Below are 13645 nucleotides of genomic sequence, written 5' to 3'. Positions count from 1 at the left end.
CAGTTATGAACCCCAGCATTACAGATTCAGCAGTTAAGGCGGCGATCGCAGCTATCAAATCAGAGTCAGCGACAGCAGCAGAAAAAATCGAGATGCTGATCGAAATGGCACAAGGCTTTCATAAGCAGCCTAAAACCGCCCAAGATTTGCGGAACGCAGTGGGGCTATATTACCGAGCATATCAGATGTGTGGTGAGGAGTCCGCCCTATTGAAAGCCCGCGCCTTGGTGGGGATGGCAGGCACGTTACAGAGTATCCCTGATGAAGGTTCTCAACTGTTGCTGCAAGCGAAAGCCAGTTATGAAGAGGCTTTGCCAATTTTACAACAATTAGCTTTGCCCGAAGAATTAGCAGAGGCACAGATGAATTTTGGGTTGGTGTTGCAGTCATTAGTACCATTTAATTTGGCACGCATGACGGACAGTATCAAAGCTTATCACGAGGCTTTGCAGGTGTTTACGTGGGAGGATTACCCACAAGAATACGCGATTTTATACAATAATATTGCGATCGCCTACCTCTCCATGCCCATGTCATCAGAACGGGAATACTTGCGTCAAGGTTTAGCAGTGCAATCCTTTGAAGTGGCATTAAAGCATATTAACTTAATTGACCATCCCAGGGAATATGCGATGTTACAGAACAACTTGGGTAACGCGTTGCAATATTTAGTCAGTTCCCATCCTGTAGATAATAACTTACGTGCGATCGCAGCCTACGACGAAGCCTTAAAAGTGCGTAATTCCAGAGACACACCATTAGAATATGCTAACACCATATCTAACAAAGCAAACGCCTTATTCAACTTACCAGATGACATAGAAAAACCAGAAGCTGGCAATCCTAAAAACCTCCTAAAAGCATATACTTACTATCAAGAAGCGTGGGGAATATTCACCCAAAATCAGCAAATAGCACAAGCAGAAGCCGTCGCCCAAGCCATACAAGATGTAGAAGTAGAAATGCGAGTAGGTATGGATTAAATTTGCATTTTTCCCCTCATTTTACAACTACCATGACAGACATTTTGAACAACCCAGACATCAGAGATTTTTTCACAAATTTACTAGCAGGTGAATTGAACATCGCTACAGAATTCGCCTGGATATTCATAGCCACAGCCTTATCGATGATTGGTGGTGCTATTGGCGCAATGCTGTTAGCTGGAAAAGACATTGGTTATCAATTTGCAGCAACATTAGGCGCATTATTTGGACCGGCTGGCGTAATTCCCGCCATAATCTTAAGTTTTGCCGTACTAAAATTATTCACCAATTATTAGGAGACATTATGTTTGAAATTGGATGGCTTTCAGCGAAATTATTTTTCAAAGGAAAACTACTACGCGACCCCAAATATTTTTTCAAACAAATTGTGATTGGTACAAGTATCGGTTCCATGATCATCCTATCATTATCACAAACAAAATTACCCTTTTGGCTACCAATAACAGTAGCTAGTTTAGTCACAAGTACAATAATGCCATTTCTCCTGAAAGATTTCAAAATGAAATAGATATCCTTACAGATAAACCTCCAATAAAAAGCTTTCTCTTTCTCTTCCTCATTCCTCCGTGTCCTCTGCGCCTCTGTGGTTCGTAAATCCCTAAACCAGTAACTGATTCCTAATTACCATCCAATAAATAATAATAATGACAAAACTGGAAGAACTAATTCAAGAAATTAATCGTTTTGAAGCAATTATAGCCCAATGGGATGAAAGCCAAAGATGTGTAGCAGTAGGACTAAAAAGAGCAATAGAAGACTTACATAAAGCAGCATTAACGCATTTAATCAAAAGCCTGAAACAAGAATCAATGTCAGCCTTGCGCCAAGCCGTAGACGATGAAATAGTATATTCAGTTTTGCTTTATCACGAACTAATTAAACCACCACAAGCACCATTAATAGAAAGAATTCAAACAGCCCTAGAAGAAGTTCGCCCAGGCTTAAAAAGCCATGATGGCGATGTAGAATTTGTCGCCATTAAACCACCAGATACAGTAGAACTAAAATTAATTGGAAATTGTAGCAGTTGTCCCACTTCAACCTTAACTTTAACTCAGAGTGTAGAACAGGCAATAAAAAATCATTGTCCTGAAATTACTAAAGTTGTAGCAGTCAATCATACTTCTACTGCAAACAATCCATTTACTCCAGAAGATACCGCTACTTGGGTTAAACTGACAACAAGTGATCAAATTCCTGAATCTGGGATATTGACAGGTAAAGTTGGCAAAAATTCTCTAATTTTATATCGTCAAGGTGTAAATATTACTTGTTACCTAAATGCTTGTCCACATTTAGCGACTCCTTTAGATATGGGTAAATTAGATAATAATATTCTCACTTGTAAATCACATGGATTTCAGTATAACTTAGAAACTGGGGAATGTTTAACTGTTGCTGATGTGCTATTGCAGTCTTATCCAGTACAGCTTAAAGGAGAGAAAGTTTTTGTAAAACTGCCAAAATATTCAATTTAATTGAAAAACTGCCACCATCGATACACGTTGATATCTACTAATAAGTTTAAATAGCTATCAGTGTTCATTTGTGGTTAATGGATATACCCATAAATCTTAATCCTGCGTTAGACTTATTACCTTTATTATCTCATGGGGCAGAGGTGATTTTAGGTAATATTATTGAACCAGAAATATTAGCTATACCCATAGCACCTAGTCCTATAAATATGTTTGGGCCTCGTGGTGCTTGTTTGTTATCTGAAACTGGTTCTTTATGGGTATCAGATACAGGACATCATCGGTTATTGGGATGGCGAAATGTACCTACTAAAGATAGTCAACCGGCTGATTGGGTAATTGGACAACCGGATTTTTATCATGAAGGACAAAATGCTAAAGGTACACCGAGAAGCAATACTTTTAGTGTCCCAACAGTCATTTGTGCTTGTGGTACAGGTTTAGCGGTAGCTGATGCTTGGAATCATCGGATATTGATTTGGAAAAATGTCCCAGAAGATAGTCATGTTCCCGCAGATTTGGTGTTAGGACAAGCTGATTTTAGCCAAAATGAACCAAATAGAGGAACTCATCAAGCGGCTGCAAATACTATGCACTGGCCTTATGGTGTTTTCTATCATCAGGGAAAGCTATTTGTAGCTGATACGGGAAATCGTCGATTATTAATTTGGCAACAATTACCTACAGAAAATGGTCAACCTGCGGATTTAGTTTTGGGACAACCAGATATGATATCTCGCGACGAAAATGGCGGGAGTTCTCCGACTGCGGCGAGTATGCGTTGGTGTCATGATATTACTGTTTGGGGAGACAATTTAGTTGTGGCTGATGCAGGTAATCATCGAGTGATGATTTGGGAGGGAATACCTGTAGAAAATAATGCCCCTTGTGCGGTGGTTTTAGGACAAAAAAGTTTTGATTCTGTGGAAATGAATCAAGGTGTTTATTTTCCTAGTGCTAGTAGTTTAAGTATGCCTTATGGTGTAGCGGTTGGTAATGATTGTTTGCTGGTTGCTGATACTGCAAATTCTCGTTTGTTAGGATGGAGAAAGCCGGAGTCTCAATTATTATCTGGGGCGGTTGCTGATGCTTTGGTGGGACAAGTTAGTTTTAAATGTAAGGGTGAAAATCGTGATTTTGGTTTACCTGGGCGAGATACTTTGAATTGGTGTTATGGGGTGAAGGTTTGTGGTAAGACTGCGGTGGTTGCTGATTCGGGGAATAATCGCGTTTTGTTGTGGGGGTTGATTTATTAAACGAACCGCCAAGTCGCCAAGTTCGCCAAGGAAGAGGGTAATTTTAGCTGTTTAATAGGCGCAAAGTAAGAAGAATGGAAGAAGTGAGGGTTCGGGGGACTGTTCAAGGTGTGGGTTTTCGTCCTACTGTTTATCGTCTGGCTAAGGTTTGTGGTTTGTTTGGTGATGTTTGTAATGATGGTGAGGGTGTTTTAATTCGGGTTTCTGGAAGTGAGGAGGCTATTACTGAGTTTGTGAGGAGACTATATATTGAATGTCCTCCTTTGGGTAAAATTCAGGAGTTGACGAGAGTTAGTTATGAAGGTGGTGGGGATTTTACTGATTTTGTGATTTCTCGTAGTGTGAGTAGTTCTAAAAATACAGAAGTTACTCCTGATGCGGCGATTTGTCCCCAATGTCAACAGGAAATTTTTGACCCTTTTAGTCATTTTTATCGTTATCCTTTTACTAATTGTACTCATTGCGGTCCTCGCTTCAGTATTATTCGTGGGATTCCTTACGATAGATGCAATACCAGTATGTCTGCGTTTGCTATGTGTGCTGAATGTGAACGGGAGTATGAAAATGTGGAGAATCGTCGTTTTCACGCCCAACCTGTAGCTTGTCATACTTGCGGACCGAAAGCTTGGTTAGAACGGGCTGATGGTAAACCTGTGACGGCTTCGATGTTTTCGATGATGGATGATGTTGATGCTGTTTGTACTCTGTTACAAAAAGGCGAAATTGTCGCTATTAAAGGGTTGGGTGGTATTCATCTGGCTTGTGACGCAACTCAAGAAGCTGCTGTACAAAAATTGCGTCAGCGTAAACGGCGTTATCATAAACCGTTGGCTTTAATGGCGCGAGATATAGGAGTAATTGAGGAATATTGTACTGTTAATACTCAGGAAAAAGAATTATTAGCAAGTTCTGCTGCGCCTATTGTATTGTTACAGAAAAATCCTGATTGTATAATTGCGCCTTCAGTTTCACCGGGACTAAATTATCTCGGTTTTATGTTACCATATACGCCTTTACATCATTTAATTTTGCGGCGGATGAATCGCCCCATTGTGTTCACAAGTGGGAATATTGCTGATGAACCGCAATGTATTGATAATGAAGAAGCTAGAGAAAAGTTAGATCATATTGCGGATTATTTTCTCTTGCATAATCGGGATATTGTGAATCGAGTAGATGATTCTGTTGTGCGGGTGATTGATAATCAAGTAAAAATCATTCGCCGGGCTAGGGGATATGCACCAGCACCGATAATTTTACCACCGGGATTTGAGAAGGTAACGCCTATTTTAGCGATGGGTAGTGAGTTAAAAAATACCTTTTGTTTATTGCGCGACAATGAAGCAATTCTTTCTCAACATTTGGGAGATTTAGAAAATGCTGCGGCTTTTCATGCTTATCAAGATACACTCAATTTATATTTAAATTTATTTGAGCATCAACCACAAGCGATCGCTATCGATAAGCACCCAGAATATCTTTCCACAAAACTCGGTAAAGAACTCGCATTTGTTAATAAATTTAAACTTCATCCTATCCAACATCATCACGCCCATATTGCTGCTTGTATGGCAGAAAATGGGATTCCTTTAGATTCTCCTCCAGTTTTAGGTATTGCTTTAGATGGATTAGGTTATGGCGAAGACGGCAAATTTTGGGGAGGAGAATTTCTGTTAGCAGATTATCGTCAATTTCAGCGCCTTGCAACATTTAAGCCAGTGGCGATGATTGGCGGTGAAAAAGCAATTTATCAGCCTTGGCGTAACACCTACGCCCACTTACTCAGTGCCGAAATTTGGGATGATTGCCAACAAAAATATCCTGAGTTAGAAATTATCAAATTTTTGCAACAACAACCATTAAAGCTACTTAAACAAGCTGTAGATAAAGGAATTAACTCGCCCCCAGCCTCATCCGTAGGGAGGTTGTTTGATGCAGTAGCTGCGGCTATAGGCATTTATCCAGAAGAATGTAGCTATGAAGGACAAAGTGCGATCGCAATGGAAGCCTTAGTAAATCCTAGCAACTTAAATAATTATGAAGAAACGCTAAATTATCCTTTTCATTTTAACTTTTTCGATAGCATTTATTATATAGACTCAAAACCAATGTGGCAAGCCCTGCTTCAAGACTTGCAAAAACCGATTTCCCAATCAGACATAGCCACAAAATTCCATAAGAGTTTAGCTAAAATTATTGCTGATGTAGTTAAACATCTTGCTCAAGAAAACCTAATTAATCAAGTCATCTTAACAGGAGGAGTGTTTCAAAACTGCATTTTATTAACACAAGTTACCCAAGATTTACAAAATTTAGGAATAACCGTATTAACTCACAGTTTACTCCCTGCTAACGACGGCAATATATCACTAGGACAAGCAGTAATTACAGCCGCCCAATTAACCCCTAACTCTTAATCTTCCCTCTGCGTTCTCTGCGCCTCTGTGGTTCGATTCATAAATTCCAGGAAAACAAAAATGTGCTTAGGAATCCCAGGTCAAATAGTAGAAATTAGCGACATTAACCATAAACTAGCCATAGTTAACATAGCTGGAGTTAAACGCCAAATAAACATAGCCTGCATAGTCAACGAAGAACATCCCCCCGAAAAATGTATAGGAGATTGGGTACTAGTTCACGTCGGCTTCGCCATGAATCGTATCAACGAACAAGAAGCAGCAGAAACATTAAAACTATTAGAAGAACTAGCAACCGCCCAAGCACAAATAACCACCTAAAACTCCTCCTCCTTGGCGTACTTGGCGACTTGGCGGTTCGTTAGAAACTCCCCCAACAAAAAGCGAAAATCCCCCATGAAATACGTCAACGAATTTCGAGAACCAGAAAAAGCCGCAGCCCTAAGCAACCAAATAACCCAACTAAGCAACCAACTAAAAAAACCCATAAAACTGATGGAAATATGCGGTGGACATACCCACTCCATATTTAAATACGGTATAGAAGACATCCTTCCCCCCAATTTAGAACTCATCCACGGGCCTGGTTGTCCAGTATGCGTCATGCCAAAAGGGAGATTAGACGATGCGATCGCTATATCCCAAAATCATAACGTTATTCTCGCCACATTTGGCGACACCATGCGAGTTCCCGGTTCCACCACCAACCTCCTCCAAGCCAAAGCCACAGGTGCAGATATCCGCATGCTATACTCCCCCCTGGATAGCTTGCAAATCGCCAGAGACAACCCAGACAAAGAAATAGTCTTCTTCGCCCTCGGCTTTGAAACCACCGCCCCCAGTACCGCCCTCACCATCTTGCAAGCAGCAGCCGAAAACATTACCAACTTTAGTATGTTTTCCAACCATGTTCTTGTTATACCCGCCCTTCAAGCCCTACTAGATAACCCAGATTTACAGCTAGATGGATTTATTGGGCCTGGTCATGTCAGCATGGTAATTGGAACAGAACCATATCAATTTATTTCCCAAAAATATCATAAACCCATAGTAATTTCCGGCTTTGAACCATTAGATATACTGCAATCAATTTGGATGATCTTACAGCAACTATTAGAAAATCGTTGTGAAGTAGAAAACCAATATAACAGATTAGTAGAACCAGCCGGAAACTTAATAGCATTGCAAGCCATGAACCAAGTATTTGCAGTGCGAGAAAACTTTGATTGGCGAGGCTTAGGTGAAATACCAGAATCTGGCTTAAAGATCCGGGCTGAATATGCCCAATTCGATGCCGAACAGAAATTTATTATTCCTAACTTAAAAGTAGCCGACCACAAAGCTTGTAAATGTGGAGAAATCCTCAAAGGAGTCTTAAAACCTTGGGAATGTAAAGTATTTGGTACAACTTGCACACCAGAAACACCCATTGGAAGCTGCATGGTTTCCTCAGAAGGTGCGTGTGCAGCCTATTACAAATATGGCAGACTTTCCGCAATTAGTAAAAAAGCCCAACAACTAGCCACATCCAAATAAACAGAATCATTCTCTAACTCCCCTCCTCGCTTGCGGGGAGGGGCTGGGGGTGGGGTTTATTACACAAACTAGGAGAAAAAATATATGCCATTCATCACAGTACAAATAGCCAAAGGTCACTCAGTCGAAAAAAAGCGCCAATTAGTCAAAGCACTAACCGATACACTAATTGAAACCTTGGGTGCTAAACCCGAATGGATAACCATACATATTGATGAATTTGAGCGAGAAAATTGGGCAGTTGGCGGTCAACTACATATAGATAAACATAGCGGTAGACATAAAGAAAAAGGCATCTAAACTTCCTCTTCCTCTCTTCCTTCGCGCACTTTGTGGTTCGTTTTTTAATATGAATATTTCCCCCAAACACAAAACCCAAAATCCTCTATTACAAAAAATCGGCAAACCCCGCCAAAATAAAACACGAGATACTCATATTACCCTCGCCCACGGTAGCGGCGGTAAAGCCATGCGCGATTTAATTGACGATATTTTTGTTAATAGCTTTGATAATCCGATTCTCTCCCAATTAGAAGACCAAGCCAGTTTAAACTTAGCTAGTCTCACCCAACAGGGAGATAGACTAGCATTTACCACAGATTCTTACGTTGTAGACCCCTTATTTTTTCCCGGTAGTGATATTGGCGAATTAGCAATTAATGGCACTATTAATGATTTAGCCGTCAGCGGTGCTAAACCTTTATATCTCACTTGTAGCGTTATTATAGAAGAAGGATTAGAAGTAGAAACCTTGCGGCGTGTTGTTGCTAGTATGAAATTAGCCGCCCAAAAAACTGGCGTGCAAATTGTCACAGGTGACACAAAAGTTGTTCAACGTGGTGCTGCTGATAAACTGTTTATTAATACTACAGGTATTGGGGTAATTCCTCAAGGAATTAACATCTCAGCCCATAATATCCAAGTGGGAGACGTAGTAATTATTAATGGCGAATTGGGAAATCATGGTGCAGCAATTTTAATCGCCCGTGGGGAATTAGCATTAGAAACTAATATCGAAAGTGACTGTCAACCGTTGCATAGTTTAGTAGAAAATATCCTGAGTGTTTGTCCTGATGTTCACGCTATGCGCGATGCTACACGGGGCGGTTTAGCGACAGTTTTAAATGAATTTTCTGTGAGTTCTGGTGTAGGTATTCGTCTTGATGAAGAATCTATCCCTGTGCGGGAAGAAGTTAAAGGAGTTTGTGAAATACTAGGTCTAGATCCTTTGTATTTGGCTAATGAAGGTAAGTTAGTTGTGGTGGTAGGAAGTGAGAATGCTGAAACTGTTTTATCAGCTATGAAGTCTCACCCAGCCGGGAAGGATGCTTGTGTAATTGGTGAGGTGATTGCTTCGCCTCCGGGTATTGTGTTGTTAAGAACTGCTTTTGGGACTGAAAGAATTGTAGATATGTTGGTGGGTGAACAATTACCCCGGATTTGTTGATTTTTTGGAATAACGTTCGCGTAGCGTGCGCGCAGCGCATACCGCCAAGTCGCCTTCGCGTAGCGTCTCCCCTTGGGAGAAGGTCGCCAAGGAAGAAAGAATGATTATTTAGAGGATGTTTGAAAAGTATTGTTTATTACCCAAAAATTTTATAAACCTAACCCCCTTTCTCCCCTTCCCTACAAGGGAATGGGTGTTTCAAAGCCTCTCTCCTTGTAGGAGAGAGGTTTTTAGTAAACTCAGCACTTAATTTTATGCACGAACTAGGAATTACGCAAAATATTGTGGCTATTGTTAGTGAACACGCCCAAGGTGCAAAGGTTCAACGGGTGGTGTTAGAAATTGGTCAACTTTCGGCAATTTTACCTGATGCTATTGAGTTCTGTTTTGATATCTGTACTCAAGGTACAGTTTTGGTCGGGGCGATATTAGAAATTAGGGAAATTCCGGGTTTAGCACGATGTCGTCAATGTGGTGCAGAAATACATTTAAATAAACTTTTTGGTGTATGTGACTGTGGTAGCGTGCAATTAGACTTAATAGCTGGTGAAGAATTGAAAATTAAGGAAATCGAAATAGAGTAATTATGTGTGTAACTTGCGGTTGTTCTGATGATGCTGAAAGCACAATTACTAATTTAGAAACTGGTGAGGTTGAACACAATCACCATGATCATACTCACACTTTACCTGATGGTACTATAATCACTCATTCTCATAATCATGATACTCAGCATGAAGCTTCTCAAGTTCATGCCAAAATACATAATACAACAATATCTTTAGAACAGGATATTTTAGCGAAAAATAATCTGATAGCAGCCCAAAATCGGGGATGGTTTAAAGGACGCAATATTTTAGCTTTAAATTTAATGAGTTCTCCTGGTTCGGGGAAAACAACTCTGTTAACTCGGACTATTCATGATTTAAAACATCAGTTACCTATTAGTGTAATTGAAGGCGACCAAGAAACCGCTAATGATGCCCAAAAAATTCAGGAAACAGGCTGTAAGGTTGTACAAATTAATACGGGTACTGGTTGCCATTTAGAAGCCTCTATGATTGACAGGGGTTTACAACAATTGAACCCACCTCTCGATTCGGTGGTGATGATTGAAAATGTGGGAAATTTGGTTTGTCCGGCTTTGTTTGATTTGGGAGAACACGCTAAGGTTGTCATTCTCTCGGTAACTGAGGGCGAAGATAAGCCGATCAAATATCCCCACATATTTCGTGCTAGTGACATCATGATTCTTACTAAGGTTGATTTGCTGCCTTATGTACAGTTTGATGTGCAAAAATGTATAGATTATGCTCGACAGGTTAATCCCCAAATTAAGATTTTTCAGGTTTCTGCGACTACTGGTGCTGGTCTAGAACGTTGGTATGGGTGGTTATCTGCAAGAATGTCGAATTTATCGATTCCAATTTCTGTTTAATTGCTATACCTGAATCTGGGTAAATATTATCAGTCGAAAAGTCAATTTCAACGAACACAGATATATTTGTTTATCTGTGTTTTTTCGTGTTTTTACTAATTTGCAAAGTATCTAATTTACACACAAAGTGCATCATTTTAGTCTTGATATTTTGATTTAATCTTTAAATAAACAGCAAGGTACTAATTTCTGTAATCCTTCTGAAGATCCATGAAAAAAATATTTATTTTGATAAAAAATAGATAGTGCATACTATTCTTTTACTGGCAATTTTTGAATTTTAAATCATGCCCTTTAGGTCTTAATTAGCAAACCTATATTACAAGGTAAACATCACTATGGTCAATATAATTACTCGTAACGCCGAGAAAGGACTCATTTCTTACATTATTCAATTTCTAGCATCTAATAAACTAACAAGTCCGGACATAAGCATTGATAAAGTGAGCCAGTTTCAAGACGCACTTGATAAAACGGAAATGGCACAGACAGCCGTTAATGAGCTAAAGAAAATTCCAGAAGTCAATATCATGTTTAAAGAACGGTGGCTACCAGCTCCTTTTAATTTGGATGAGTTAAGCCAGCTTCCAGAGGGTACTTTAGGTCAGCTTTACGCTGATCATATTAAGTCCAAGGGCTTTAAAATCTCTTTCTATCAGACAGTTCCTGTAGTTGATGATATATCTTATCTCAATATGCTTTGGAGAACTACCCATGATTTTTATCATATAGTGGGTGGATTTGGTACTGATGAAATTGGTGAAGTTGGAGTACAATCTTTCTTGCTTGCTCAAACACCTATTCCTATCAGCTCTATAATGGTGAGTTTTGCCCTGGTGAGAATTTGTCTTTATGAACCAGATAAAACCCAATATTTAATGTCCGAAATTTCCCGTGGTTATAATCTTGGTTCTCAAACTTCAGCTAAGTTTATCGCTCAAAAATGGGATAAATATTGGGATGTACAAATTAGTGATATTCGGGCTAATTTGGGAATGAAGACTATTTAAACAAGTAAGATTTAGCTACAAATTTCCTAGAGTTATGTCTGTTTTAATTCCCTCCCCGGAGGCGGGGAAGAGTAATATGATATTAGGCAATCGAGAGGTCTGCTATTAAAGCCAATCCCGATAAGCCGAAATTTCATTGACACTGATTTCAAATGGCTTGCCTTTACCAAATGGAGGATAAACGCGGATTTTGGCGTTATGAGTAAACCTCTCTAGCCTATTCCCTAACTGGGGAATATTACTGACTATATGCCAGTAAGATACTATATCAGGGCAGTCAATTATGAGCGTTAGGGTTGTGCTATTCTTGGTAAGATACCATTGACAGTTTGATAATAAGACTTGCGTAATGCGATCGCAAGCGTGAAAAAAGCATCTGCCAGTGGATCGTTCTAACTCCAAATGCAGCATTCCATCCTGTTTCGTTACCTCAGTTGGTGGTAAATCATCGGGAGGAAGCTGGTGCAGTTTAGACATAATTCCGAACCTCTTGGTTGTAGCGCTCTAAACTTTCTAAGTTCTTTTGCAGCACAAAAGAAGAGGGTTTGAGCGCTAATGTACCGATATTTAACTCGGATTGAAATCTTTTGATTTTGTCTCGACAAGTCCTCACATCACCAATAATTGAATTCTCAATTAAATAGTCTTCATCGAAACAAATATTTGTACGGTCAAATGGTTTCTGGTTGGGATTCTTGCTTTTCTCCATGACTTCAGCCGAATTGGCTTGCATTTTTTGGCTGAATTTGCGAATGAATGGTAATGCCTCACTCACTGCTTCATCGTAGGTTTTACCAACATAAAAGAAGCGCGCCAATACAAGTTTTTCGGAGCCACTAGTATTGAATTCTCGATATTTAGCCACTGTATTTTTCAATCTCTCTAAGGAGAATGGCGGACCCCCCATTAAGCCGAAGGAATTTTGGGCGGCAAATTCTATGCCTTGATCATCACCAGTGGCGATGTAAACTGGAATTTGAGACTGCAATGGTTTGGGGTAAATTGTCAAGCGATCGCATTGATAATACTGCCCATCAAATGACACGTTGTCATCATATAGCAGCTTTTGAATTAAGGCGATCGCTTCTAACATTTTGGCGCGAGATTCACCCATTGGTGTGCCAAAATGCTTATTATGCTGAGGGAAAGGCCCTCCCTTTGCCACCCCAAATAATAATCTGCCATTACACAAATTATCCAAAGTAGCAATATCTTCTGCTACCCGAATCGGGTTATGAAATGGCAATAATACCGCCGCCGTCGCTAATTGAATCGTTGACGTAAGCCCCGCTAGGTGCGCCATTAACAGCAACATAGACGAGCTGAGGTTGAATTCATTAAAATGATGTTCACTCACCCAGGCTGAGTCAAAACCTAAGCTTTCCGCCTGCTGCACTAGCGCGACTTGTTCAAAGATTGTCCGGCGGCTATTCTGATGATGATTTTCGTAATTGCAAAAAATTCCAGTTTTCATTGTAGGCGATCGCAATTTAAAGTTGTCACCCATTGCAACTCCAACCATAAACGGGGATTGGTATGCTTGAGTTTAGACATGGGATCGCGTAGCAATCGTGACCCGTTCATACAGACTACTTGAATTAGTCCCATATTATCTGCTAGTTCTCTGAGTACATCTTTTTGGGCTTGTACATAGGGAAGCATTTTTTCCGAGCAATAAATCCCTATATATTGCAAACGTCTAGCTGGCCGTCCCCAAAAACAGGTAATGACTTTCACATGACACCCGTCTAGTAATTCTCCAAGTGTGGGGTAATAGTGAGTGACGACTCTTGTGAATTCTTTAGCTAGGATATGTTCAGCAATCATATCAACTGATATTTCTGTAGCGCTCATCACGCTATTTAATATAACATATAATTGTCAATTAAGCATGACAACTCACAGGATTTCTTTCTTTTTTCCTATTAAAAAATGAGGTGTGCTAGAGTTTAGCCTCACCTCATATATTATTCGGCTTTAATTGTGACAAATTTCAGAAGTCTGGTTTCTTAGCTCGGTTGAAAGCTTTAAATAGCAAACTCAAAATCTTCAGTTT

The 13645-nt window shown here is 39.9% G+C and carries 16 protein-coding genes; 13 read left to right on the top strand and 3 right to left on the bottom strand.

Annotated features, from left to right (window positions below; all coding sequences use genetic code 11):
• The first annotated feature begins 5 nt into the window (after window positions 1-5).
• From ACM0OW_RS04725 to ACM0OW_RS04665, 13 genes are all read left to right on the top strand, one after another.
• Window positions 6-983, top strand: a complete 978-nt coding sequence (locus ACM0OW_RS04725) for a hypothetical protein (RefSeq protein ID WP_414548893.1) — start codon at window positions 6-8, stop codon at window positions 981-983.
• A 32-nt stretch (window positions 984-1015) separates the two neighbouring features.
• Window positions 1016-1282 carry a hypothetical protein gene (locus ACM0OW_RS04720; protein WP_414548892.1) on the top strand — a complete coding sequence of 89 codons (267 nt, stop codon included), beginning with the start codon at window positions 1016-1018 and terminating at the stop codon, window positions 1280-1282.
• 8 nt (window positions 1283-1290) lie between these two features.
• Window positions 1291-1515 (top strand): hypothetical protein, encoded by a 225-nt coding sequence (locus tag ACM0OW_RS04715; RefSeq protein WP_414548891.1) that lies wholly within the window; start codon window positions 1291-1293, stop codon window positions 1513-1515.
• 136 nt (window positions 1516-1651) lie between these two features.
• Window positions 1652-2485, top strand: coding sequence for a NifU family protein (locus tag ACM0OW_RS04710; RefSeq protein ID WP_414548890.1), 834 nt, complete (start codon window positions 1652-1654; stop codon window positions 2483-2485).
• 77 nt (window positions 2486-2562) lie between these two features.
• On the top strand, window positions 2563-3741 hold the full coding sequence (locus tag ACM0OW_RS04705; RefSeq protein WP_414548889.1) for a hypothetical protein: 1179 nt from the start codon (window positions 2563-2565) through the stop codon (window positions 3739-3741).
• Window positions 3742-3815: 74 nt separating this feature from the next.
• Complete coding sequence (gene hypF / locus ACM0OW_RS04700) at window positions 3816-6158, top strand: carbamoyltransferase HypF (RefSeq protein WP_414548888.1); 2343 nt, start codon at window positions 3816-3818, stop codon at window positions 6156-6158.
• A 60-nt stretch (window positions 6159-6218) separates the two neighbouring features.
• Entirely contained in the window at window positions 6219-6479 is a 261-nt protein-coding gene (locus ACM0OW_RS04695; RefSeq protein WP_414548887.1) for a HypC/HybG/HupF family hydrogenase formation chaperone, read from the top strand.
• A gap of 75 nt (window positions 6480-6554) precedes the next feature.
• Window positions 6555-7694 carry a hydrogenase formation protein HypD gene (gene hypD / locus ACM0OW_RS04690; RefSeq protein WP_414548886.1) on the top strand — a complete coding sequence of 380 codons (1140 nt, stop codon included), beginning with the start codon at window positions 6555-6557 and terminating at the stop codon, window positions 7692-7694.
• An 84-nt stretch (window positions 7695-7778) separates the two neighbouring features.
• On the top strand, window positions 7779-7994 hold the full coding sequence (locus tag ACM0OW_RS04685; RefSeq protein WP_414548885.1) for a tautomerase family protein: 216 nt from the start codon (window positions 7779-7781) through the stop codon (window positions 7992-7994).
• 49 nt (window positions 7995-8043) lie between these two features.
• Window positions 8044-9141: a hydrogenase expression/formation protein HypE gene (gene hypE / locus ACM0OW_RS04680; RefSeq protein ID WP_414548884.1), complete on the top strand. Its 1098-nt coding sequence runs from the start codon at window positions 8044-8046 to the stop codon at window positions 9139-9141.
• Window positions 9142-9395: 254 nt separating this feature from the next.
• Window positions 9396-9725, top strand: a complete 330-nt coding sequence (hypA, locus tag ACM0OW_RS04675; protein WP_414548883.1) for a hydrogenase maturation nickel metallochaperone HypA — start codon at window positions 9396-9398, stop codon at window positions 9723-9725.
• Window positions 9726-9727: 2 nt separating this feature from the next.
• On the top strand, window positions 9728-10579 hold the full coding sequence (gene hypB, locus ACM0OW_RS04670) for a hydrogenase nickel incorporation protein HypB (protein WP_414548882.1): 852 nt from the start codon (window positions 9728-9730) through the stop codon (window positions 10577-10579).
• A 338-nt stretch (window positions 10580-10917) separates the two neighbouring features.
• A complete protein-coding gene (locus ACM0OW_RS04665) occupies window positions 10918-11589 on the top strand; it encodes a Coq4 family protein (protein ID WP_414548881.1) in 672 nt (223 codons plus the stop codon).
• Between the two features lie 105 nt (window positions 11590-11694).
• Here the strand turns inward: ACM0OW_RS04665 and ACM0OW_RS04660 are convergent, their stop codons facing one another.
• The 3 genes from ACM0OW_RS04660 to ACM0OW_RS04650 are packed head-to-tail and all read right to left on the bottom strand — an operon-like array spanning window position 11695 to window position 13443.
• Complete coding sequence (locus ACM0OW_RS04660; RefSeq protein ID WP_414548880.1) at window positions 11695-12066, bottom strand: hypothetical protein; 372 nt, start codon at window positions 12064-12066, stop codon at window positions 11695-11697.
• Complete coding sequence (locus tag ACM0OW_RS04655; protein WP_414549179.1) at window positions 12059-13063, bottom strand: LLM class flavin-dependent oxidoreductase; 1005 nt, start codon at window positions 13061-13063, stop codon at window positions 12059-12061. Before ACM0OW_RS04655 ends, ACM0OW_RS04660 begins: the two co-directional genes overlap by 8 nt.
• A complete protein-coding gene (locus ACM0OW_RS04650) occupies window positions 13060-13443 on the bottom strand; it encodes a hypothetical protein (RefSeq protein WP_414548879.1) in 384 nt (127 codons plus the stop codon). The genes ACM0OW_RS04655 and ACM0OW_RS04650 overlap by 4 nt, the downstream gene beginning before the upstream one ends.
• Between the last annotated feature and the right edge of the window lie 202 nt (window positions 13444-13645).

This window comes from Anabaena sp. CCY 0017 (genome assembly GCF_963920885.1).
GTDB lineage: Bacteria > Cyanobacteriota > Cyanobacteriia > Cyanobacteriales > Nostocaceae > Nodularia.
This window is presented reverse-complemented; position numbering and strand designations above follow the sequence as displayed.